The sequence below is a fragment of the Streptomyces sp. NBC_00435 genome, from assembly GCF_036014235.1.
In the GTDB taxonomy this organism is placed as follows: domain Bacteria; phylum Actinomycetota; class Actinomycetes; order Streptomycetales; family Streptomycetaceae; genus Streptomyces.
In genome coordinates this window covers 3400730-3423059 of sequence record NZ_CP107924.1, presented here as the reverse complement: position 1 = coordinate 3423059, position 22330 = coordinate 3400730, and the positions used below count along the sequence as shown (strand labels likewise).

The 22330-nt window shown below is 72.8% G+C and carries 19 protein-coding genes; 15 read left to right on the top strand and 4 right to left on the bottom strand.

Annotated elements, in window-relative coordinates; translation table 11 throughout:
- Positions 1–119: 119 nt before the first annotated feature.
- Complete coding sequence (locus OG389_RS15620; RefSeq protein WP_443059284.1) at positions 120–1901, bottom strand: dolichyl-phosphate-mannose--protein mannosyltransferase; 1782 nt, start codon at positions 1899–1901, stop codon at positions 120–122.
- An 89-nt stretch (positions 1902–1990) separates the two neighbouring features.
- Between OG389_RS15620 and rsmI the strand changes: the two genes are divergently transcribed.
- The 13 genes from rsmI to OG389_RS15555 all read left to right on the top strand — a co-directional run bounded on the left by rsmI (position 1991) and on the right by OG389_RS15555 (position 18417).
- Positions 1991–2908: a 16S rRNA (cytidine(1402)-2'-O)-methyltransferase gene (rsmI, locus tag OG389_RS15615; RefSeq protein ID WP_328299087.1), complete on the top strand. Its 918-nt coding sequence runs from the start codon at positions 1991–1993 to the stop codon at positions 2906–2908.
- Positions 2909–3200: 292 nt separating this feature from the next.
- Complete coding sequence (locus OG389_RS15610; RefSeq protein ID WP_328303820.1) at positions 3201–3593, top strand: hypothetical protein; 393 nt, start codon at positions 3201–3203, stop codon at positions 3591–3593.
- A gap of 36 nt (positions 3594–3629) precedes the next feature.
- A complete protein-coding gene (locus tag OG389_RS15605; RefSeq protein ID WP_328299086.1) occupies positions 3630–4508 on the top strand; it encodes a TatD family hydrolase in 879 nt (292 codons plus the stop codon).
- A gap of 603 nt (positions 4509–5111) precedes the next feature.
- Positions 5112–6476 carry a ubiquitin-like domain-containing protein gene (locus OG389_RS15600; protein ID WP_443059432.1) on the top strand — a complete coding sequence of 455 codons (1365 nt, stop codon included), beginning with the start codon at positions 5112–5114 and terminating at the stop codon, positions 6474–6476.
- Between the two features lie 110 nt (positions 6477–6586).
- Positions 6587–7426 (top strand): 16S rRNA (adenine(1518)-N(6)/adenine(1519)-N(6))-dimethyltransferase RsmA, encoded by an 840-nt coding sequence (gene rsmA, locus OG389_RS15595; protein WP_328303816.1) that lies wholly within the window; start codon positions 6587–6589, stop codon positions 7424–7426.
- Positions 7423–8364, top strand: coding sequence for a 4-(cytidine 5'-diphospho)-2-C-methyl-D-erythritol kinase (locus OG389_RS15590; RefSeq protein WP_328299085.1), 942 nt, complete (start codon positions 7423–7425; stop codon positions 8362–8364). Before rsmA ends, OG389_RS15590 begins: the two co-directional genes overlap by 4 nt.
- Positions 8365–8421: 57 nt before the next feature.
- Entirely contained in the window at positions 8422–9750 is a 1329-nt protein-coding gene (locus tag OG389_RS15585; RefSeq protein ID WP_328299084.1) for an acyltransferase family protein, read from the top strand.
- A 28-nt stretch (positions 9751–9778) separates the two neighbouring features.
- Positions 9779–11578 carry an ABC-F family ATP-binding cassette domain-containing protein gene (locus OG389_RS15580; protein WP_328299083.1) on the top strand — a complete coding sequence of 600 codons (1800 nt, stop codon included), beginning with the start codon at positions 9779–9781 and terminating at the stop codon, positions 11576–11578.
- 153 nt (positions 11579–11731) lie between these two features.
- Entirely contained in the window at positions 11732–13426 is a 1695-nt protein-coding gene (locus OG389_RS15575; RefSeq protein WP_328299082.1) for an outer membrane protein assembly factor BamB family protein, read from the top strand.
- A gap of 58 nt (positions 13427–13484) precedes the next feature.
- A complete protein-coding gene (locus OG389_RS15570) occupies positions 13485–15266 on the top strand; it encodes an outer membrane protein assembly factor BamB family protein (protein WP_328299081.1) in 1782 nt (593 codons plus the stop codon).
- 139 nt (positions 15267–15405) lie between these two features.
- Positions 15406–16095 (top strand): response regulator transcription factor, encoded by a 690-nt coding sequence (locus tag OG389_RS15565; protein WP_328299080.1) that lies wholly within the window; start codon positions 15406–15408, stop codon positions 16093–16095.
- A gap of 97 nt (positions 16096–16192) precedes the next feature.
- Positions 16193–17167: a UDP-glucose 4-epimerase GalE gene (galE, locus tag OG389_RS15560; protein ID WP_328299079.1), complete on the top strand. Its 975-nt coding sequence runs from the start codon at positions 16193–16195 to the stop codon at positions 17165–17167.
- A gap of 461 nt (positions 17168–17628) precedes the next feature.
- On the top strand, positions 17629–18417 hold the full coding sequence (locus OG389_RS15555; RefSeq protein WP_328299078.1) for a response regulator transcription factor: 789 nt from the start codon (positions 17629–17631) through the stop codon (positions 18415–18417).
- Here the strand turns inward: OG389_RS15555 and OG389_RS15550 are convergent.
- Positions 18376–18873, bottom strand: a complete 498-nt coding sequence (locus OG389_RS15550; RefSeq protein WP_328299077.1) for a MarR family winged helix-turn-helix transcriptional regulator — start codon at positions 18871–18873, stop codon at positions 18376–18378. The two genes, OG389_RS15555 and OG389_RS15550, sit on opposite strands and share 42 nt — an antisense overlap.
- A gap of 158 nt (positions 18874–19031) precedes the next feature.
- Here OG389_RS15550 and OG389_RS15545 point away from each other — a divergent pair, with 158 nt between their 5' ends.
- The gene (locus OG389_RS15545; RefSeq protein ID WP_328299076.1) at positions 19032–19892 is read left to right on the top strand and encodes a trans-aconitate 2-methyltransferase; all 861 of its coding nucleotides are present in this window, start codon (positions 19032–19034) and stop codon (positions 19890–19892) included.
- A 2-nt stretch (positions 19893–19894) separates the two neighbouring features.
- Positions 19895–20269, top strand: a complete 375-nt coding sequence (locus OG389_RS15540; RefSeq protein WP_328299075.1) for a VOC family protein — start codon at positions 19895–19897, stop codon at positions 20267–20269.
- An 86-nt stretch (positions 20270–20355) separates the two neighbouring features.
- Here OG389_RS15540 and OG389_RS15535 read toward each other — a convergent pair whose 3' ends face one another.
- On the bottom strand, positions 20356–21027 hold the full coding sequence (locus OG389_RS15535) for a TetR/AcrR family transcriptional regulator (protein WP_328303814.1): 672 nt from the start codon (positions 21025–21027) through the stop codon (positions 20356–20358).
- Positions 21027–22007, bottom strand: coding sequence for an acyl-CoA desaturase (locus tag OG389_RS15530; protein ID WP_328299074.1), 981 nt, complete (start codon positions 22005–22007; stop codon positions 21027–21029). The genes OG389_RS15535 and OG389_RS15530 overlap by 1 nt, the downstream gene beginning before the upstream one ends.
- Between the last annotated feature and the right edge of the window lie 323 nt (positions 22008–22330).

Sequence of the window (22330 nt, the reverse complement as noted above, 5' to 3'; positions counted from 1 at the left end):
CGCGCTCGCGACCCGCCGAACGGGGGATACGGCGGGGGCCCGATGAAACATTAGCTCTCCGACTTCACGGGTCAGGGTTTCCCGCTGAGGGCGAGGGCGCGTGTCTGCGCATGGAAGTCCTACACCCAGGTGTCCAGCCACATGCGGCCCCGCCAGGAGTCCATCGGGAGGGTGCCGCCCGTGTAGATCGGCCAGAAGTAGATGAAGTTCCAGACGATCAGGAGCACCAGGACGCCCGCCGCGACCGCGCCCAGGGCGCGGCGGCGTTCCGAGGAGCCGGCCGGGCCCAGCAGGGCGCCGATCATCATGGCCACCGCGAGGCAGAGGTACGGGACGAAGACCACCGCGTAGAAGAAGAAGATGGTCCGCTCCTGGTAGTTGAACCAGGGGAGCAGGCCCGCGCCCAGCGCGCACGCGATCGCGCCCGCCCGCCAGTCGCGGCGGAAGATCCAGCGCCACAGCACGTAGAGCAGCGCGAAGCAGCCCGTCCACCACAGCAGCGGCGTGCCGAGCGCCAGCACCTCGCGCGCGCACTTGGCCGTCTCCGTCGCCGGGCAGCCGTCGGTGCCGGGCGCGGGGGACTCGTAGAAGTAGGAGACGGGGCGGCCGAGGACCAGCCAGCTCCACGGGTTCGACTCGTAGGTGTGACCCGAGGTCAGGCCGACGTGGAACTTGTAGACCTCCGTCTCGTAGTGCCACAGGCTGCGCAGCCACTCGGGCACGAACGACCACGAGCTGTGCTGGTCGTTCTTGGCGGCCCAGTCGCGGAAGTAGCCGCCCTTGCCGTTGTCGGGGGAGAGGATCCAGCCGAGCCACGAGCCCAGGTAGACGGCGATCGCCACGGGGACGGTCGAGAGGAAGCCCGGCAGCGCGTCGCGGCGCAGCATCGCGGTGTACGGGGCGCCCGCGCCGGCGGTGCGGCGCGCCGCCGCGTCCCACAGCACGGTCAGGATCCCGAAGAAGGCCAGCACGATCAGGCCGTTCCACTTCGTGCCGAAGGCCAGGCCCAGGCACACCCCGGCCAGCAGCCGGTACGGACGCCAGCCCAGCCGCAGCGTCTCCGCGATCCGGGCGTCCGGGCGGGTCCGCCCCTCCTCGTCCACCGGGAGCGCCGCCGCGAGCCGGGCCCGCGCCTTGTCCCGGTCGATGACCAGCGCGCCGAAGGCGCCCAGCACGAAGAACATCAGCACCAGGTCGAGCAGTGCGGTGCGGCTCATGACCAGGTGCAGGCCGTCCACCGCCAGCAGGAGACCGGCCAGGCAGCCCAGGAACGTCGACCGGAACAGCCGCCGTCCGATCCGGCACAGCATCAGCACGGACAGCGTGCCGAGCAGCGCGGTCATGAACCGCCAGCCGAACGGGTCGAAGCCGAACATCCACTCGCCGAGGCCGATCACCCATTTGCCGACCGGCGGGTGCACGACGTACCCCGGGTCCAGCGGGAGGGGGACCCCGTCCGGGTTGGCGAGGATCGACTTGTCGATGTCCTTGGGCCAGTTGGCCTCGTAGCCCTGGCGGATGGTGGCCCAGGCGTCCTTGGCGTAGTACGTCTCGTCGAATATCACCGCCTTCGGGCTGCCCAGGTGGGCGAACCGCAGCACCCCGGCGACCAGCGCCACCAGCAGCGGCCCGGCCCATGCCAGCACCCGCTGCCAGTTCTCCGCGGCGGCGGGGCCGATCCCCAACTGCCCCCACAGCTGCGCGGAGGGCCGCGAGTACGGGGGCACCAGGCGGGTGCGGACGTCCGACTGCCGCTTCGCGCCGGCGGGCGGCACGTAGCCGAAACCGCGCAGACGGCGCAGCCAGGCGGACGGCTGGTCGGCGGGGCCCGGGCCGGGGCCGGCCTCGGTGGCGGGCGGGGCCCCCGCGGGGCTGGGCGGCGGCGTCGCGGTACTGGTCACCGGCACATCGTAGGGAACGAGCCTGTGCCAAACCCAGGGGGACGGGAGCGTTGGGGCGTGGCGGGTGGGGCGGCTGAGAGGATGGGGCGGTGACCACTGACCAGCCCCGCTCCGCCGAAGCCCCTTCCCCGGCCCCCTCCGACGCGCACGCGGGAGGCGTCCTCGTCCTCGCCGGGACGCCGATCGGCGACCTCGCCGACGCCCCGCCGAGGCTCGCCACCGAGCTGGAGCGGGCCGACGTGATCGCCGCCGAGGACACCCGGCGGCTGCGCCGGCTGACCCAGGGGCTGGGCGTCCACACCACCGGGCGCGTGCTGTCGTACTTCGAGGGCAACGAGTCCGCGCGCACCCCCGAACTGGTCGAGGCGCTGGAGGCGGGCAAGCGGGTCCTGCTCGTGACCGACGCCGGAATGCCCTCGGTCTCCGACCCCGGCTACCGACTGGTCGCCGCCGCCGTGGAGAAGGACATCAAGGTCACGGCCGTACCGGGTCCCTCCGCCGTGCTCACCGCGCTCGCCCTCTCCGGGCTGCCGGTCGACCGCTTCTGCTTCGAGGGCTTCCTGCCGCGCAAGGCCGGCGAGCGCCTCGGCAAGCTCCGCGACGTCGCGGGCGAACGCCGCACGCTCGTCTACTTCGAGGCCCCGCACCGGCTCGACGACACCTTGGCCGCGATGGCCGAGGTCTTCGGCGCCGAGCGGCGCGCGGCGGTCTGCCGCGAGCTGACCAAGACGTACGAGGAGGTCAAGCGCGGCGGGCTCGGCGAGCTGGCGGCCTGGGCCGCCGAAGGCGTGCGCGGAGAGATCACCGTGGTCGTGGAGGGTGCCCCGGCGGCGGCCCCCGGCGACGTGGACGCGGAGGAGCTGGTGAACCGGGTACGGGTGCGCGAGGAGGCGGGTGAGCGGCGCAAGGAGGCCATCGCGGCGGTCGCGGCCGAGGCCGGAGTACCCAAGCGCGAGGTCTTCGACGCGGTCGTGGCGGCAAAGAACGCGGCACAAAAGTCGCCGTGAGTCGGTAAAGAGCTAACCTGAAAAGCAAAGCTCAGACCGCGCACCGGCCCCTTTGGGCATGAGTCGCCCAAGGGCCGTCCAACACTGGACAGGGCCTGATGCGCTCCCGCCCGAAGAGGCGTCCACTGGAAATGGCACCAGTGGAACAAGAGGAGCTGGCATGAGTGAAATCGCCGAACCCCAACCCGTCGCCGCACCCGTCGCCTCGACCGTCACCGCACCGGTCGCGCCGGCCGCCCGCCCCGCTCCCGCTGCCGTGCAGACCGTGCACGAGGCGTACTCCTTCGCCTGCATGAAGTGCGGCTACGGCTGGGAGCAGGGCTACGAGATCGAGCACCACGTCGACGGCATGGGACACCCGTTCATCGTCTACACGGTCGACCGCGAGCGGGTCCCCTCCCCACTGTCCAACCCGACCTGCATGAACTGCGGCGGGCACGTGGTGCGGATCATGCGGGAGGGCCAGGTCAAGTCGGTCATGGGCATGCTGGATCAGCTCTACCACCACCGCGCCGCCCCCGGGATCGCCGGCCCGGTGCCCGCCGGGTACGCCCCGAGGACGCCGAAGACACCCAAGCCCCGCAAGGCGACCCTGCACGACGCCCCCGGGCCGGTGCCGGTGACGGCCGAGCGGCGCGGGCTGCTGGCCCGGCTGCTGGGGCTCTTCCGCGGGTCGCCCTCGTAGCGGCCCGGGCCGCGGTCCGGTCATAGGATCGGCCGCATGAGCCGTAGTACGTCGAACGACGCGCCGCCCCCGCTGCCCGAACCGCTGCGGGTGGCGGTCGCCGATTCCCACACCCACCTGGACATGCAGTCCGGCACCGTCGAGGAGGGCCTGGCCAAGGCCGCGTCCGTCGGCGTGACGACCGTGGTCCAGGTCGGCTGCGACGTGAAGGGCTCCCGCTGGGCCGCCGAGACCGCCGCCGCGTACGAGAACGTGCACGCGGCCGTCGCCCTCCACCCGAACGAAGCCCCCCGGATCGTGCACGGGGATCCGGACGGCTGGTCCCGGCAGGGCGCCCGGTCCGGCGGCGGAGAGGCCGCGCTGGACGACGCGCTGGCCGAGATCGAGGCGCTGGCCGGGCTCGCGCACGTCAAGGCGGTCGGCGAGACCGGGCTCGACCACTTCCGGACCGGCCCGGAGGGCATGGCGGCGCAGGAGCGTTCCTTCCGTGCCCACATCGAGATCGCCAAGCGGCGGGGCAAGGCGCTGGTCATCCACGACCGCGAGGCCCACGCGGACGTGCTGCGGATCCTGCGCGAGGAGGGCGCCCCCGAGCGCACCGTCTTCCACTGCTACTCCGGCGACGCGGAGATGGCGCGGGAGTGCGCCGCCGCCGGGTACTACATGTCCTTCGCCGGGACCGTCACCTTCAAGAACGCGGCGCCCCTGCGCGAGGCCCTCGCGGTGGCCCCGCTGGAGCTGGTGCTCGTGGAGACGGACGCCCCGTACCTGACCCCTGCCCCGTACCGCGGACGGCCCAACGCCCCGTACCTCATTCCGCTGACCGTACGGGCGATGGCCGTGGTCCGCGGCCTCGACGAGGACGCCATGGCGACGGCGCTGGCGGCCAACACGGCCCGCGCCTTCGACTACTGATCCCCGACTCCACCCTCACCCGTTCGCCACGTTCCGTAGCCGTCCCGCTTTGTAGCGTGACGGTCGCTCCGCTAGGGTGCCGTGCCCGAAGCAGCCGGACGGACCAGTGGAGCGAGCGTCATGAGCGATGTGGCCTGGCCGGCCGGCGAACGGAACCCCTGGCCCGGGGACGCGGGTCCGGACCCGGAACCGGCCCCTCCTGCCCCCGCCGGTGGTGGCGTGGTCGGCTGGGCGGAGGCGATGGCCGCCCGGCCCGGAGCGCATGCCGCGCCCGACCCCGGCCGGGCCTCCTGGGAAGCGCCGCCCCCCGGCCCGGATCCCGCGCCGGCACGCCCGGCGCAGCGCGCCCCGGAACCGGAGCCCGCGGTGCCCGCGCCCCGGGGCGGCGGTCGGCGGCGTACGGGACCGGGCGGGGCCGGAGCCGGGGCCGGGGCCGGGGCCGGGGCCGGCTCCGTGCCGGGCCGCCGGGCCCGCGGCAGGGCCACCGCCCCGGAGCCGCAGCAGCAGCCGCATCCGCCGTCGCATCCGGAGCTCCCGGCCACCGGCCGCCGCCGACGCGCGGAGCCGGCGGCGGACGCCGGCACCCCGGCAGCCCCCGACGCGGTGGCGGGACCGGCCCCCGCCCCGGCCGCGGACCCGCTCGCACCCGGGTCGGGCCGCCGTCGGGCCGCCGGGGTCCCGGACCCCGCGGGGCCCGGCCGCAGACGCGGTGGAGCGCGGGTGGCCGCCGAAGCCGCAGCCGCGTGGCCGGGCGCGGCGGCCACCGGAGCGGCGGCTCCCGCGGGGACCGGGCGGCGCAGGCTCGACGCGGTGCCCGCCCCGGCCGGGCCCGGGCCGGGGACCAGCGGCCGGCGGCGGGGCGGCGCACCGCCGCACCGCGACAGCTGGCGGCGGATCGTGCCGCAGGCCCTGGTCGTCGCCTTCCTGGCGGGCGGCACCACCGCCTTCGTCGCCGCCGACAAGGCGGTACGCCTGACCGTGGACGGGGTCCCGCAGACCCTGCACACCTTCGCCGGCGACGTCGACACCCTGCTCGCCGCCGAAGGCCTCGGCGTCGGCCCCCACGACCTCGTCGCCCCGGCCAGGGGAGAGGCCCTCGACGACGGGGACGAGATCGTCGTCCGCTACGGCCGCCCGCTGAGCCTGACCCTCGACGGACAGCGCCGCGAGGTGTGGACCACCGCCCGCACCGTGGACGGTGCACTGCGGCAGTTCGGCATCCGCGCCGAGGGCGCCTACCTCTCCGCTCCCCGCAGCGCCCCCGTCCCGCGTGCCGGGCTGGCCCTGGCCGTCCGCACCGAACGCAGCGTCACCTTCATGGCCGACGGCCGCGAGCGGGCGATCCGCACCAACGCCGCCACCGTCCAGGAGGCCCTCGACCAGGCCGGGATCACCCTCCACGGCCAGGACAGCACCTCCGTGCCCGCCGGCTCCTTCCCGCGCGACGGCCAGACCGTCACCGTGCTCCGCATCACCGGCACCCGCGAGATCCGCGAGGAGCGCATCCCTTACGAGACCGAGAAGGTCAAGGACGCCACCGTCTTCGCGGGCACCGAAGTCGTCGAGCGCTCGGGTCGGCCCGGCGCGCGCCGGGTCACGTACAGCCTGCGCACCGTCAACGGGGTCCGGCAGAAGCCCCGCCGCATCGCCGAGGAGATCGTCCGCGAACCCGTCAGCCAGCTCGTCAAGGTGGGCACCAAGCCGCTGCCGAGCTCGGTCCAGGGCGCGGACGGCCTCGACTGGGCCGGGCTGGCCCGGTGCGAGTCGGGCGGCCGGCCCGGTGCCACCGACCCGTCGGGGACCTACGGCGGGCTGTACCAGTTCGACGTGCGGACCTGGCAGGCCCTGGGCGGCAGCGGCCGGCCGCAGGACGCCCCGGGCCCGGAGCAGACGTACCGCGCGAAGAAGCTCTACGTGCAGCGGGGGGCGAGTCCGTGGCCGCACTGCGGCCGTACCCTTTATCGGTGAGCACAGCAGAGCAGCAGCCCGAAAGCACCGCGCCGGAGACCTCCGCGCCGGAGACCTCCGCACCCGCGGCCTCCGCGCCCGAGACCTCGGCCCTCCTCGGCGCGGCCGACATCCGGGAGCTGGCCGCCGTCCTCGGCGTACGGCCGACGAAGCAGAAGGGCCAGAACTTCGTCATCGACGCCAACACGGTGCGCCGCATCGTGCGCACCGCCGAGGTCCGGCCGGACGACGTGGTCGTCGAGGTCGGTCCCGGACTGGGCTCGCTGACGCTCGCGCTGCTGGAAGCCGCCGACCGGGTCGTCGCCGTCGAGATCGACGACATCCTGGCCGCCGCGCTGCCCGCGACCATCGAGGCGCGGATGCCGGAGCGCAAGGACCGCTTCGCGCTGGTCCACTCCGACGCGATGCTGGTGAAGGAGCTGCCCGGCCCGCCGCCGACCGCGCTCGTCGCGAACCTTCCGTACAACGTGGCCGTGCCGGTCCTGCTCACCATGCTCAGCCGCTTCCCGAGCATCGAGCGGACGCTCGTCATGGTGCAGGCCGAGGTCGCCGACCGGCTCGCGGCCAAGCCCGGCAACAAGGTCTACGGAGTCCCCTCGGTCAAGGCCAACTGGTACGCGGACGTCAAGCGGGCCGGCTCCATCGGCCGCAACGTGTTCTGGCCCGCGCCGAACGTCGACTCCGGGCTGGTCTCGCTGGTGCGCCGGGCCGAGCCGGTGAAGACCACCGCCTCCCAGGCCGAGGTCTTCGCGGTCGTCGACGCGGCCTTCGCGCAGCGCCGCAAGACCCTGCGCGCGGCGCTGTCCGGCTGGGCCGGGTCGGCGGCGGGAGCCGAGGCGGCGCTGGTCGCCGCCGGGGTGTCCCCGCAGGCCCGCGGCGAGTCCCTGACGGTCGAGGAGTTCGCGGCGATCGCCGAGCACAAGCCGGCGGCGGAGAGGCCCGCGCTGTGAGCTCCGCTGTCACCTGCGTGACCGTACGGGTCCCCGCGAAGGTCAACGTCCAGCTGGCGGTGGGCGCGGCGCGTCCCGACGGCTTCCACGACCTGGCGAACGTCTTCCTCGCGGTCTCCCTCTACGACGAGGTCACCGCGACCCCCGCCGAGTCCCTGACGGTGACCTGCGCGGGCCCGGACGCGGACCAGGTCCCGCTGGACCGTACGAACCTGGCCGCGCGGGCGGCGGAGCTGCTGGCGGCCCGCAACGGCCTGGCCCCCTCCGTCCACCTGCACATCGAGAAGCGCATCCCGGTGGCGGGCGGCATGGCGGGCGGCAGCGCGGACGGAGCGGCGGCCCTGCTCGCGTGCGATGCGCTGTGGGGTCTGCGGACCCCGGTCGAGGAGCTCCTCTCCCTCTGCGCGGAGCTGGGCAGCGACGTGCCGTTCAGCCTGGTCGGCGGGGCCGCACTGGGTACCGGGCGCGGGGAGATCCTGACCCCGGTGGAGGCGGGGACCTTCCACTGGGTCTTCGCGGTGGCCGAGGGCGGCCTCTCCACTCCCGCTGTCTTCCGGGAGTTCGACCGCCTCACCGCGGAGGTGGAGGTCCCCGCTCCGGAGGCCTCCCCGGCGCTCCTCGCGGCCCTGGCCGCGGGTGACCCGGACGCGCTGGCCGCCACCCTGGCCAACGGGCTCCAGCCCGCGGCCCTCTCGCTGCGGCCGTCCCTGGCCGACACGCTGGCCGCGGGCACCGGAGCCGGGGCGCTGGCCGCGCTGGTCTCCGGCTCGGGTCCCACGACGGCCTTCCTGGTCCGCGACGCGGAGTCCGCGGCGAAGGTGGCGGCCGCGCTGGACGCCTCCGCCACCTGCCGCAGCACCCACCTGGCCACGGGCCCGGCCCCTGGCGCGACCTGCCTCCAGCCGTCTGCGGGCGGGGGCGAGGGCGTGGCTACCTAGGGCGGAGTGAGTAGGCGCGCCCTGTTCCGGGCGCGGGCCGCGCGGGAGCGTGGGGGCATGGGAGCCACCGCTAGGGACATCGCCGCCGCCACCCCCGCCGCGCGGGACCGCTACGTCGACCTGCTCCGGGTCGCCTCGCTCGGGACCGTCATCGCCGGGCACTGGCTGATGGCCGCCGTCAGCCGCGACGGCATCGGGAACCTGCTCGCGATCGTGCCACCGCTCCAGGTGCTCACCTGGGCCCTGCAGGTCATGCCGGTGTTCTTCTTCGTCGGGGGCTTCTCGCACGCGCTCTCGTACCGTTCCCTCGCCCGCCGCACCGACGGCCCCGTCTACGCCGCCTTCCTGCGGGCCCGCCTCCAGCGGCTGCTGCGGCCCACCCTCGTCTTCGTCGCCGTCTGGACCGCCGCCGCGCTCACCGCGCAGCTGCTCGGCGCCGGCGGCGGGCGGCTGTCCGGGGCCGCGCTGCGACTGGTCACGCAGCCGCTGTGGTTCATCGGGATCTACCTCGCGATGGTCGCCCTGACCCCGCCGCTGCTCAGGCTCCACGAGCGCCACGGCTGGGCCGCCTTCGGGGCGCTGGCCGCGGCGGCCGCCGCCGTGGACCTGCTGCGGTTCGCCGGAGGCGTCCCGTACGCCGAGTTCCTGAACTTCGCCTTCGTCTGGCTCGCCGTCCACCAGCTCGGCTTCCTGCGTGCCGACGGCCGCATCCGCCGCCCCGGCGCCCTGGCCGCGGCCGGACTCGCCGGGGCCGTCCTGCTCGTGGCGTACGGTCCGTACCCGCTGTCCATGGTCGGGATGCCCGGCGAGAAGGTCTCCAACATGGCCCCGCCCACCCTCGCCCTGCTCGCCCACGGGATCTGGCTGGTCGGCGCCGTCGAACTGCTCAAGGCCCCCGCGACCGCGTGGCTGGCCCGGCCCCGCGTCTGGCGGCGCGTGGTCGCCGCCACCGGGGTCGCCATGACCGCCTTCCTCTGGCACCTCACCGCGATGCTCGCCGTCTACGCCGCCCAGCTCGCCCTCGGCATCCGGCTGCCCGAGCCCGCGGGCCCGGCCTGGTGGGCCCAGGTCCCGGTCAGGTTCCTCGCCGCCGCCGCGCTGACCTGCGTACTCGTCGCGGGCTTCCGGCGTTTCGAAGCGCCCGCCGCGAGCCGTGCGAGCAGCGGGCGCCCCGGCTCGGGCGCCCGCGCCGCCCTGGGCACCGCGCTCTGTCTCCTCGGCGTCCTCGGTCTCTCCACGACCGGTCTCGGCGGGCTCCTGGAAGGCCACAGCGCCACCCTGATCGCGCTCCCGGTCACCGCTCCCGCCGCGATCGGCATGGCGCTCGGCGGGTGGCTGCTGGTGGAACGGTCCGGCACTTCGCGGAGGGTTAGGCTGGGGGGCTGATCCACACCCCTTCCCTGGAGCGCTCCTGATGGCCGTCAACCTGGTCAATGTCGAGGCAGTCAGCAAGGTGTACGGCACCCGTACCCTGCTCGACGGCATCTCCCTCGGCGTATCGGAGGGGGACCGGATCGGTGTCGTCGGCCGCAACGGCGACGGCAAGACCACCCTCATCCGCATGCTCGCCAAGCTGGAGGAGCCCGACACCGGCCGGGTCACCCAGAACAGCGGCCTGCGCATGGGCGTCCTCACCCAGCACGACTCGCTGGACCCCAAGGCCACCGTCCGGCACGAGATCATCGGCGACATGGCCGACCACGAGTGGGCCGGCAACTCCAAGATCCGTGACGTGCTGACCGGGCTGTTCGGCGGCCTCGACCTGCCCGGCTTCGGCCAGGGCCTGGACACCGTCATCGGCCCGCTCTCCGGTGGCGAGCGCCGCCGCATCGCGCTGGCCCAGCTGCTCATCGCCGACCAGGACCTCCTCGTACTCGACGAGCCCACCAACCACCTGGACGTCGAGGGCATCTCCTGGCTGGCCAAGCACCTGCAGGAGCGCCGCTCCGCGCTCGTCTGCGTCACGCACGACCGGTGGTTCCTCGACCAGGTCTGCACCCGCATGTGGGACGTGCAGCGCGGTGACGTCCACGAGTACGAGGGCGGCTACAGCGACTACGTCTTCGCCCGCGCCGAGCGCGACCGCATCGCCGCGACGGAGGAGTCCAAGCGGCAGAACCTGATGCGCAAGGAGCTCGCCTGGCTGCGCCGCGGCGCCCCGGCCCGTACCTCCAAGCCGCGCTACCGCATCGAGGCCGCCAACGAGCTGATCGCCGACGTGCCGCCGCCGCGCGACAAGTCCGCGCTGATGAAGTTCGCCAACGCCCGGCTCGGCAAGACGGTGTTCGACCTGGAGGACGTGACCGTCCAGGCCGGCCCCAAGACCCTCCTCAAGCACCTCACCTGGCACCTGGGCCCCGGCGACCGCGTCGGCCTCGTCGGCGTCAACGGCGCCGGCAAGACCTCCCTGCTGCGCGCCCTCGGTGAGGCCGCCCGCACCCAGGGCGACGTCCAGCCGGCCGCCGGCACGGTGACCGTCGGCAAGACGGTCAAGCTGGCCTACCTCTCCCAGGAGGTCGGCGAACTCGACCCCTCCCTGCGGGTCCTGGAGGCCGTGCAGCGCGTTCGCGACCGGGTCGACCTCGGCCAGGGCCGCGAGATGACGGCGGGCCAGCTGTGCGAGCAGTTCGGTTTCACCAAGGAGAAGCAGTGGACGCCCGTCGGCGACCTCTCCGGTGGTGAGCGGCGCCGGCTGCAGATCCTGCGCCTGCTGATGGACGAGCCCAACGTCCTCTTCCTCGACGAGCCCACCAACGACCTCGACATCGAGACCCTGACCCAGCTGGAGGACCTCCTAGACGGCTGGCCCGGGTCGATGATCGTGATCTCGCACGACCGGTTCTTCATCGAGCGCACCACCGACACGGTGATGGCCCTGCTCGGCGACGCGAGCCTGCGGATGCTGCCGCGCGGCCTGGACGAGTACCTGGAGCGCCGCCAGAAGATGATCGAGGCGGCCTCCCCGGCGCCGGCGGCGGCCGCCGCCGGTAAGTCCTCGGCCTCCGGGGACGCGCGGGCCGCGAAGAAGGAACTGCAGAAGATCGAGCGCCAGCTCAACAAGATGTCGGACCGGGAGAGCAATCTGCACGCCCAGATCGCCGAGAACTCCACCGACTTCGACAAGGTCGCCAAGCTCGACGCCGAGCTGCGGGAACTCATCTCGGACCGGGACGAGTTGGAGATGCGCTGGCTGGAGCTCGCCGAGGAGGCGTGAGTTCCGCCGGGTCGTCGCCCCAACTGGCCGGATAACGGCGGCATCACGGGCCGGTCCTCCCTTGGGAACAGGGGGTGGACCGGCCCGGCGCTGGCCGGGCCGTCAGTGATAGAAAGAGCATCCTCCGACACCCGAAGCCGAAGGTATGCGCTGATGACCGAGCCGCCCGAGCCGCCGAACCAGCCGCCGACTCCTTCCGGTTACGGGCACCTGCCCGGACCGCCGCAGCCCGGCTACGGTTTCCCGCCGCAGGGCGAGAACCCGTACGCCCAGCAGCCGCAGCAGCAGCCGCAGGGCCCGTACGCGCAGCAGCCCCAGCCCCAGCAGCCCCAGGGCCCGTACGGTCAGCAGCCGCCCGGGGGGTACGGTTTTCCGCCGCCGCCCCCGAACATGCCGCCCGGCGCCCCCGGCATGCCGCCGGGGCCGCCCGCCAAGCCGAGGAAGAAGCTCGCCGTGGTGATCGCGGCGGCCGTCGCCGGTGTGCTCGTCCTCGGTGCCGGCGGCTGGTTCGCCTTCGGCGGGAACGGGGACAAGGACAAGGACCCCGTCGCCCAGGAGTCCTCGTCGCCCAGCGACGACAAGGCCTCGCCCTCCGCCTCCGTGGACAAGGGCGACGGCAGCGGCAACGGCGGCGACGACCAGGAAGACCTCAACGCCGGCCGCAAGCAGGGCGAGGACAAGGTCCTCTGGTTCAAGACCAGCAAGATCGACGGCCCCGGCTCGGGAGTCGATTCCAAGGGCCAGTGGATCGTCGGCGACACCCTCGTCAAGACCCTCTGGAAGACGGTCACCGGCTACGGGGTCGCGGACGGCAAGGAGAAGTGGAGCCTCACTCTCCCCACCGTGATCTGCGGGGTCACCGACCGGAACGCGGACGGCAAGACCGTGGTCATGTACAAGGACGGCGAGACCAACGGCGCCAACTGCAACCAGATGCGGATGATCGACCTCAAGGCAGGCAAGGAGGGATGGTCGCACGAGGTGCCGAAGGAAGGCCTCTTCGACATCATCTCCGCCCCCGACCTCGCCCTCACCGGGGACACCGTCGCCGTCAACCGCATGGGCACCACCAGTGCCTTCAAGGTGAGCACCGGGGACAAGCTCTTCGACAACAAGCGGGACGAGGGCTGCCAGCCCAGCGACTTCGTGGCCCTGAACGGCAAGATGCTCGCCATCGCCACCTGCCTGGACGCCGACAAGACCATCGAGGTCATGGACGCCGACCCGGCCACCGGCAAGAGCACCTGGATCTACAAGGTGCCCAAGGGCTTCCAGGTCAAGAGCGTCTACTCGCTGGACCCGATCGTCCTCGACCTCGGCGACACCGAGAAGAAGCAGCGCTCCATCGTGGTCCTCGGGCCCGACGGCAAGCAGCGCACCACGGTCTCCGGCGAGGGCAGTTTCCCGGTCGGCTGCGGCGGCCTCTTCGACCGCTCGATCCAGAGCTGCGGATCCTCCCTGGTCGACGCGAACACCCTCTACCTGCCCACCAAGGCCGACATCGGCAAGCCGAACGAGATCGTCGCGTTCGACCTGGCCACCGGCAAGGAGAAGTGGCGCACCCCGGCGGGCGAGGGCCGCACCTTCAGCCCGCTCAAGGCGGCTGGCGGCCAGCTGGTCGTCTACCGCGAGGCGGAGAGCGAGAAGGGCGGCGAGGTCCTCACGATCCCGGCCGCCGGTGGTACGCCCACCGCGGTCCTGCGCAACCCGTCCGGCGCCGCCGCCCCGGTGGAGAGCTCCTTCCTCTCCCCGCGGGTGGACTACGTGAACGGCCGGCTCTTCGTCTCCGCTTCCCACCTGCAGGCCCAGAACAAGGACGAGAAGTTCCTGATGGTCTTCGGCAAGTGAGCGACCGCCCCGAGCACGAGAAGTCCGCCGAGCCGCCCACCGAGAGGCAGTAGCACCGATGAGTACCCCGCCGCCCCCCAGCCAGCCGCCGTCCGGCGGGTTCGGTGCGCCGCAGGACCCCCCGCCGGGCGGGTTCGGCGCGCCCCAGAACCCCCCGCCGGGCGGTTTCGGCACGCCCCCACCGGTGGTGCCCGCCAAGCCGGCCGGCCCCCCGCCCCCGCCGGCCCAGCCGCCGACCGTCCCGGCGGCGCCGCCCGCGGTTCCCCAGGGCCAGCCCGGCGCTCCCGCCGGGCCGGCCGCGTACGGGTACCCGCAGGAGGCCTACGGCCACCCGCAGCAGCCCGTCACCACGCCCATGTACGCGGCCCAGAGCCCGGCGGTCCCCGGACCGGGCGGCGCCGGCGGCAACGACGTGCGCACCCAGCTCATGATCGTGGGCGCGGCCCTGCTGGCCATCGTCCTCATCGTCGGTGGCGGCTTCTGGTACGTGTCCGGCGACGGCGAGGGCTCCGACAAGCAGCCCGTGGCCGACGGCAGCGCGAGCCCCGGCGGCGACAAGGGGCAGGGCGGCGGCGGTTCCGAGAAGGTACCGGCCAAGACCAAGTCGAAGACACTGGTCAACGTCCCGATGCCGGTCTCGGACGACATCGTCCAGATCCCGGGCTCCTGGCTGACCGACACCACGTACGTGAAGTCGGACGCGGGCAAGGTCGTCGGCTACAACGTGAGCGACGGCGCCAAGAAGTGGGAGACCCCGCTGGGCGCCAACCTCTGCGGGGCCAGCCGCTTCGCCTCCGAGGACAAGACCGCGATCCTCTTCGACGCGACCCTGCCGACCGCCGAGAAGAAGTACCAGCCGTGCAACCAGGTCGGCGTCATCGACCTGAACACCGGCAAGCTGCTGTGGAAGGCCTCCGCCAAGTCCCAGACCGGCGGCGACAAGCCGGTCAACTTCAACGAGATCACCGTCAGCGGCCAGACCGTCGCCGCGGGCGGCCTCGACGGCGGCGCCGCCTGGAACCTCACCGACGGCAAGCCCCTGTGGTCGCCCAAGACCGACGCGGACAACTGCGAGGACCTCGGCTACGCGGGCGGACCGGCCCTCGCCGTGATCCGCCGGTGCGGCCAGCACCCGAACTACTCGATGCTCGCGCAGAGCCTCGACCCGGTCTCGGGCGCGCAGAAGTCCTCCTACAAGCTTCCCGCCGGTCTGGACTTCGCCCAGATCGTCTCCAGCAAGCCGCTGATCGTCGCGGCGAACGTCAACAGCACCGCCAAGAACGCCACGGGCGTCAGCGACCTCTTCGTCGTCGACGACGCGGGCCAGCTGAAGGCGCGCATCCCACTCACCTCGGGCAACTACGGGCCCAAGTGCGGGGCCACCGAGGTCGAGACCTGCGTGCACATGATCGTCGGCAACGGCAAGCTCTACCTGCCGACCGAGGAGCACAAGGGCACGTCCGAGTACGGCCGCACCAACGAGATCGTCTCCTTCGACCTGGAGACCGGCAAGCAGACCACCGACCGCGCGGACGCCGGCGAGCGCTTCACGATGATCCCGCTGCGCATGGACGGGTCGAACCTCATCGCCTACAAGATCCCGCCCTACGACGGCGGCGGCCAGGTCGTCTCCATCGACGGCAGGACGATGAAGGAAACCCTGCTCATGCAGAACCCGGCGACGAAGGAGTCGCAGCGCGCCGAGACCCAGTACGTGCCGTACGCCGCCGAGTACCGCTACGGAAACGGGAGGCTCTTCATCGCCCGTGACAACGTGAGCAGCAAGTCCTCGGTGGCCACCGACCCGTACTACACCTTCGTCTCCTTCACGACGGGCTGATCCGCCACCGCACCCGCGCAGAACGCCCGAAGCCCCCGGAAGGTCCTTCCTTCCGGGGGCTTCTGCGCGGTATCCGCACCGCGCCGTCGAACAAGCGTGTAGCTTGCCGGGTCAGAAGGGTGGGGGGTGGGGTGCCTCAATGGGCGTACGGGTCATGGTGGTCGACGAGCACCGGCTACTGGCCGAGGCGCTCGCCTCGGCCCTGAAACTGCGCGGCCACCGGGTCCTCGCCGCGGCCGCTCCTGCCGCGGGCGCCGCCGAGCTGGTCATCAGCCGGTCCCCCGAGGTCTGCCTGCTGGGTACGGCGACGCCCGCCGAACCGGGGGTCTTCGAGCCGGTCGTCCGGATCAAGCGGGAGCGCCCGCAGATCGCCGTGGTCGTCCTGGGCCCGGTACCGAGCCCGCGCGGCATCGCGGCCGCGTTCGCCGCCGGCGCCTCGGGGTACGTACGTCACGACGAGCGCATCGAGGGCGTGGAGCGGGCCCTGGCCAAGGCCAGGGCGGGGGAGGTGGCCATCGCGCCGCAGCTGCTGCAGGGGGCCTTCGCGGAGCTGCTCAACCCGGCCGCCCAGCCCGACGACGAGGGCACCCGGCTGCTGAGGCTGCTCACCCCGCGCGAGGTGGAGGTGCTGGTCCGGGTCGCCGAGGGCGAGGACACCCGGCTCATCGCCGCCGGCATGGCCATCGCGCCGAGCACCGCGCGCACGCACGTGCAGCGGGTGCTGATGAAACTGGGCGTGGGCTCTCGGCTGGAGGCGGCCGCGCTGGCCGCCCGTACCGGGTTGCTGGACCGGGCCGGACTGCCGCCGTCCGGTGCTGCCTGGCCCTGATCGGGCCCGAGGATTTCCCCGGCGGGGCGTATTCGGGTATGCCGGATACCAGCACGCGCGCGGTGCGTGCGTTTCCCCGCGAGAGGCAGTAGGACACGTGAGCAAGACGGCGACTTCCAAATACCTTGTCACCGGCGGCGCCGGATACGTGGGCGGCGTGGTCGCGGCCCATCTCCTGGAGGCGGGCCACGAGGTCACCGTCCTCGACGACCTTTCCACCGGCTTCCGTTCCGGCGTGCCGGCCGGGGCCGCGTTCATCGAGGGCCGCATCCAGGATGCCGCCCAGTACCTGGACCCCTCGTACGACGGGGTCCTGCACTTCGCCGCCTCCTCGCAGGTAGGCGAGTCCGTGGTGAACCCGGGCAAGTACTGGGAGAACAACGTAGGCGGCACCCTGGCCCTGCTGGCCGCGATGCGCGGGGCCGGCGTGCGCCGACTGGTGTTCTCCTCCACCGCGGCCACCTACGGGGAGCCGGCCGACGGGCCGCTGACCGAATCCTCGGTGACCGCCCCCACCAACCCGTACGGGGCCTCGAAGCTGGCCGTCGACCACATGATCGCGGGGGAGTGCGTCGCGCACGGCCTCGCGGCGGTGTCGCTGCGCTACTTCAACGTGGCCGGGGCGTACGGGGAGTTCGGTGAGCTGCACGACCCCGAGACGCACCTGATCCCGCTGGTGCTGCAGGTGGCACTCGGCGAGCGGGAGTCGATCTCGGTGTTCGGGGAGGACTACCCGACCCCGGACGGCACCTGCGTACGGGACTACATCCACGTCGCCGACCTGGCGCAGGCCCACCTGGCCGCGCTGCGTGTCGCCACCGAGGGGGAGCACCTCATCTGCAACCTCGGCAACGGCAACGGATTCTCGGTCCGCGAGGTCATCGAGACGGTCCGCAAGGTCACCGGAAAGGAGATCCCCGAGGTCGTCGCCCCGCGCCGGGCCGGTGACCCGGCCACCCTCGTCGCCTCCGCCCGCACGGCCCACGAGCGCCTCGGCTGGACCCCGGTCCGCTCGGACCTCACGGGCATCGTGACGGACGCCTGGAACTTCACCCGCGCCCGCCGCGGCTGACCGGGCCTGCGCCCCGCACGCACGCCCCCGCCCGGACAGGGCGGGGGCGCGCGTGCGTTCGGGGTGCGCCGTCGCCGGGCGCTTCGCGCGGGCGCCCGGCGTGCGCACGCCGGGTGAAATACACCGTGTGCAACTGCCCGCGGCACACGATGGGCCCGAACAAGACCAACTGGGGCGGAGAACCGTCGATTTCAAGCCACCGTCAAGCCCCGTCAGGAGCGCCTCGCCGGAAAATCGCTCGAAAAACTTCTGCTATTCGGCCAACCGCCGGTCGCCCCCGGCCCTACGCTGATGCGTGACACCGGTGGGGGCCGGTGTTGATTCAGGGGTCGAGACAAGTCGGGTACGACGTCCGGTCCGGGGTAGTGCAGAGATGTCACGGCGGCGGCCGAGGCGCCTGCGGATCACCCGGTCCGGGCGCCGTACCCGCAGTCGTCCGTTCCCCGACCCTTGGGGGTTTTGTGGTTCGTATCCGGGTACTCGTGGTCGACGATCACCGCATCTTCGCCGAATCTCTCGCCGCCGCGCTCGCGGCCGAACCGGACGTGGACGTCTCCGCGGCCGGCAGTGGCCCCGCCGCGCTGCGCTGCCTCGAACGCGCGGTGGCCGAGGGCCGCCGCTTCGACGTCCTGCTGGTCGACGCCGACCTCACCGCCGCCGTCGCGGGAGTACCGGCCCAGCGGGAGTCCGGCTCCGGGCCACCGAGCGCCTCCGACGGGATCGCGCTGGTGGCAGGCGTACGCGTGTCCCACCCCGGGGTCCGTACGGTCGTGCTCGCCGAGCGCGACGACCCGCGCCGGGCCGCCCTGGCACTCCAGGCCGGCGCCTCGGGCTGGGTGGCCAAGGACTGTTCGCTCTCGCGGCTGCTGGCCGTCATCCGCGGCGTCCTGCGCGAGGAGACCCACCTTCCGCCCGCGCTGCTCACCGGAGTGCTCCGGGAACTGACCGCCGCGCGGAAGCACCGTACGGACAGCGAACGGCTCGTGGAGTCCCTCACGCCGCGCGAGCACGAGGTGCTGCGCTGCATGGTGGCGGGGCTGGGCCGCAAGGACGTGGCCGCGCGGCTGTTCCTCTCCCCGCACACGGTGCGCACCCACATGCAGAACGTGCTGGGCAAGCTCGGCGTGCACTCCACGCTCGCGGCGGTCGCCCTGGCCCGGCGGGCCGGCGTACGGCCCGCGGACCTGCCCGGACTGCCGGGGCAGGGACTAGCCGGGGACGTTGTCGAACGGAGCGGTCAACTGGCGTAGCAGGGCCGCGAGATCGCCACGCTCGGTACGCGACAGCTGGGCCAGGATCGCGCGTTCCTGGGCCAGCAGTCCGGCGAGCGCCTGGTCCGCGCGGTCACGGCCCTCGCGGCTCAGCCGAACCAGTACCCCGCGACGGTCGTTGGGGTCCGGCAGTCGCTCGACGAGGCCCTTCTTGGCGAGCCGGTCGATGCGGTTGGTCATGGTCCCCGAGGTGACCAGGGTCTGGGTCAGCAATTGGCCGGGGGAGAGCTGGTAGGGCGCACCGGCCCGCCGCAGCGAGGTCAGGACGTCGAACTCCCACGGCTCCAGGCCGTGCTCGGAGAAGGCGAGCCTGCGGGCGCGGTCGAGGTGGCGCGCGAGCCTGCTGACGCGGCTGAGCACCTCGAGTGGTTCCACGTCGAGGTCAGGGCGTTCTCGTCGCCATGCCGCAACCAGTCGGTCGACCTCGTCCTCCATGCCGATCAGTGTAAAGGGTCTGTCGACGTGAAGTCTCTTCAAATCAAGTATCTCGACACCATATATCTTGATGTCGAGATATATTTTGCGCCACGTGGGGCATGGACGTGCCGGAGAAGCTTCCGTTCCCCACGCACCACCAGCAGGGAGGCTCGAACATGCATTCCGATACCGTGCCGGCCAGGGTTCCGGCGTCGACCACCACACCCGCCGCACCCACGTGGGATCCACAGCAGTACCTCCGGCACGCCGGACACCGCGCCAGGCCCTTTCTCGACCTCCTGACCCGGATACCAGAACTCCCCTCCCGGCCCGCCCGCATCGCCGACCTCGGCTGCGGCCCCGGCAACGTCACCGCGCTCATCTCGGAGCGCTGGCCCGAGGCCCACATCACCGGTTACGACCTCTCCCCGGAGATGCTCCAGCGCGCGAGCGCCGAGTACGCCGGCCCCACCAGCGGCGGCGGCCTGCTCGACTTCCACCGCGCGGACCTCGCCGACTGGCTCCCGGAGGAGCCGTACGACCTGATCGTCTCCAACGCCGCCTTCCAGTGGGTCCCCGGCCACCCCGGATCCTTCGCCCCCTGGATCAACGGACTGCGCCCCGGCGGCACCTTCGCCTTCCAGATCCCCGGCAACTTCACCGCCCCCAGCCACGCGATCCTCGCCGAGCTGTGCGACGCCCCGCGCTGGCGGGACCGGCTCGCCGGCCACGGGGCGCGCTACATCCACCTGCTCGAACCGGCCGGATACCTGGAGCGGTTCACCGAGCTCGGCTGCGCCGCCGACGTGTGGGAGACCACGTACTACCAGTTGCTCGAAGGGCCGGACCCGGTGCTGGACTGGGTCAAGGGCACCGCCCTGCGGCCCGTGCTCACCGCCCTGGCCGACGACCACGAAGCCGCCGAGGCCTTCCTCGCCGAATACCGCGCCCTGCTGCTCGAGGCCTACCCGCCGGGGCCGCGCGGCACCGTCTTCCCCTTCCGGCGGATCTTCGCCGTCGCCCGCAAGGAGGTCTGACCGTGCTTGCCGCGGTCGACCACGTCCAGCTCGCCGCGCCACCGGGCTCGGAGGACCGGCTCCGCGCGTACTACACCGGCGTCCTCGGCATGACGGAGATCCCCAAGCCGCCGGTGCTCGCGGCGCGCGGCGGCTGCTGGTTCGCCGCCGGGCCCGTCCAGCTCCACCTGGGCATCGAGGAGGACTTCCGCCCGGCCCGCAAGGCGCATCCGGGGCTCAGGGTCGACGGCATCGAGGCCTACGCGAGCAGACTGGAGGAGCGCGGAGCCGAGGTGGTCTGGGACGACGACCTGCCGGGACACCGCCGCTTCTCCTCCGAGGATCCGGTGGGCAACCGGCTGGAGTTCCTGGAGAGGCAGGGCCCGCAGGGGGCCTGAGCCGGCCCCCGCACACGACGGCGCCCCGTCACCGCGACCGCGGTGACGGGGCGCCGTCGTACGTACGCGATTGGCGCCGGGGGGCGTCAGCTCTTGCGGTGGCCCACCAGCCGCGGCTTCGCCTCCAGGTTCTCCAGCCCGTGCCAGGCCAGGTTCACCAGGTGCGCCGCGACCTCCGCCTTCTTCGGTCGGCGCGTCTCCAGCCACCACTGCCCGGTCAGCGCGACCATCCCGACCAGCGCCTGCGCGTACAGCGGGGCCAGCTTCGGGTCGAATCCGCGGGCCTTGAACTCCAGGCCCAGGATGTCCTCGACCTGCGTGGCGATGTCACTGATCAGCGAGGCGAAGGTGCCCGTCGACTGGGCGACCGGGGAGTCCCGGACCAGGATCCGGAAACCGTCCGTGTAGTTCTCGATGTAGTCCAGCAGCGCGAACGCCGCCTGCTCCAGCAGCTCCCGGGGGTGCCCGGCCGTCAGCGCGCCCGTCACCCCGTCCAGCAGCTGGCGCATCTCCCGGTCCACGACGACCGCGTAGAGGCCCTCCTTGCCGCCGAAGTGCTCGTACACCACCGGCTTGGAGACTCCGGCCTTCGCCGCGATCTCCTCCACCGACGTGCCCTCGAACCCCTTCTCGGCGAACAGGATGCGGCCGATGTCCAGCAGTTGCTGGCGCCGTTCGGCGCCCGTCATCCGGACCCGGCGGCTGCGCCTGGGCTTGTCGCTGCTGGAACTGCTGCCGTCGTTTCCCACGCCCCCCATCATGCCGCGTTCGACGCTTCTTCCTTGCGCCGGGCGTCGATGCGGGCCTCGGACGGCCAGCGCACGTCGGACGCCCATCCCAGCTGTTCGAACCAGCGGATCAGCCGCGCGCTGGAGTCGACCTGGCCGCGCAGGACTCCGTGCCGGGCCGAGGTCGGGTCGGCGTGGTGCAGGTTGTGCCAGGACTCGCCGCAGGACAGCACGGCCAGCCACCACACGTTGCCGGACCGGTCGCGCGACTTGAAGGGGCGCTTGCCGACCGCGTGGCAGATCGAGTTGATCGACCACGTCACGTGGTGCAGCAGCGCGACCCGGACCAGCGAACCCCAGAAGAACGCCGTGAACGCGCCCCACCACGACATCGTCACCAGGCCGCCCACGACCGGCGGGATCGCCAGCGAGAGGATCGTCCAGAAGACGAAGTCGCGCGAGATGCGGCGGATCGCCGGGTCCTTGATCAGGTCGGGGGCGTACTTCTGCTGGTTGGTCTGCTCCTCGTCGAAGAGCCACCCGATGTGCGCCCACCACAGGCCCTTCATCAGGGCCGGCACCGTCTCGCCGAACCGCCACGGCGAATGCGGGTCGCCCTCGTGGTCGGAGTACTTGTGATGCTTGCGGTGGTCGGCCACCCAGCGCACCAGCGGCCCCTCGACCGCCATCGACCCCATGATCGCCAGGACGATGCGCAGCGGCCGCTTCGCCTTGAAGGAACCGTGCGTGAAGTAGCGGTGGAACCCGATGGTGATCCCGTGGCAGGCCAGGAAGTACATGAACACCATCAGGCCCAGGTCCAGCCAGCTCACCCCCCAGCCCCAGGCCAGCGGAACCGCCGCCAGCAGTGCGAGGAAGGGGAACGTGATGAACAGCAGCAGGGCGATCTGCTCGACGGACCGCTTGCTCTCACCGCCCCGGGTGGCGGGCGAGGCGAACGCGTCGGAAGGCGCCGAGGCGTCCTCGATCACGTCGGGACTGATGGTCATAGGTGTGTCCCCTGAGGGTGAGGAGTCGGCAGGCGCGCCGCCCGGCCACGCTCCCTACGGATGCGTAACCTACGGCAACGTAAGTATGGCAAAGGTCCTGCGGGCGGCAAGGGGAGCGCGCCCGCCACCCTGCCCCCGGACCCCGGCGCGGCGGGGCCCATCGGCCCGCGCGGACTCCCCGGCCGTCCCGCCTGATGACACACCGGCCTGGGCACCAGGACGGGCCACCTATCCTGGTGTCGTCGGACAGCGCGGTCCGCACGGGCAGCCCGAGCTGCGCATCAGGAGCGGCGGCGCCTGCGGACCAAGTCCGGAGGGGCACC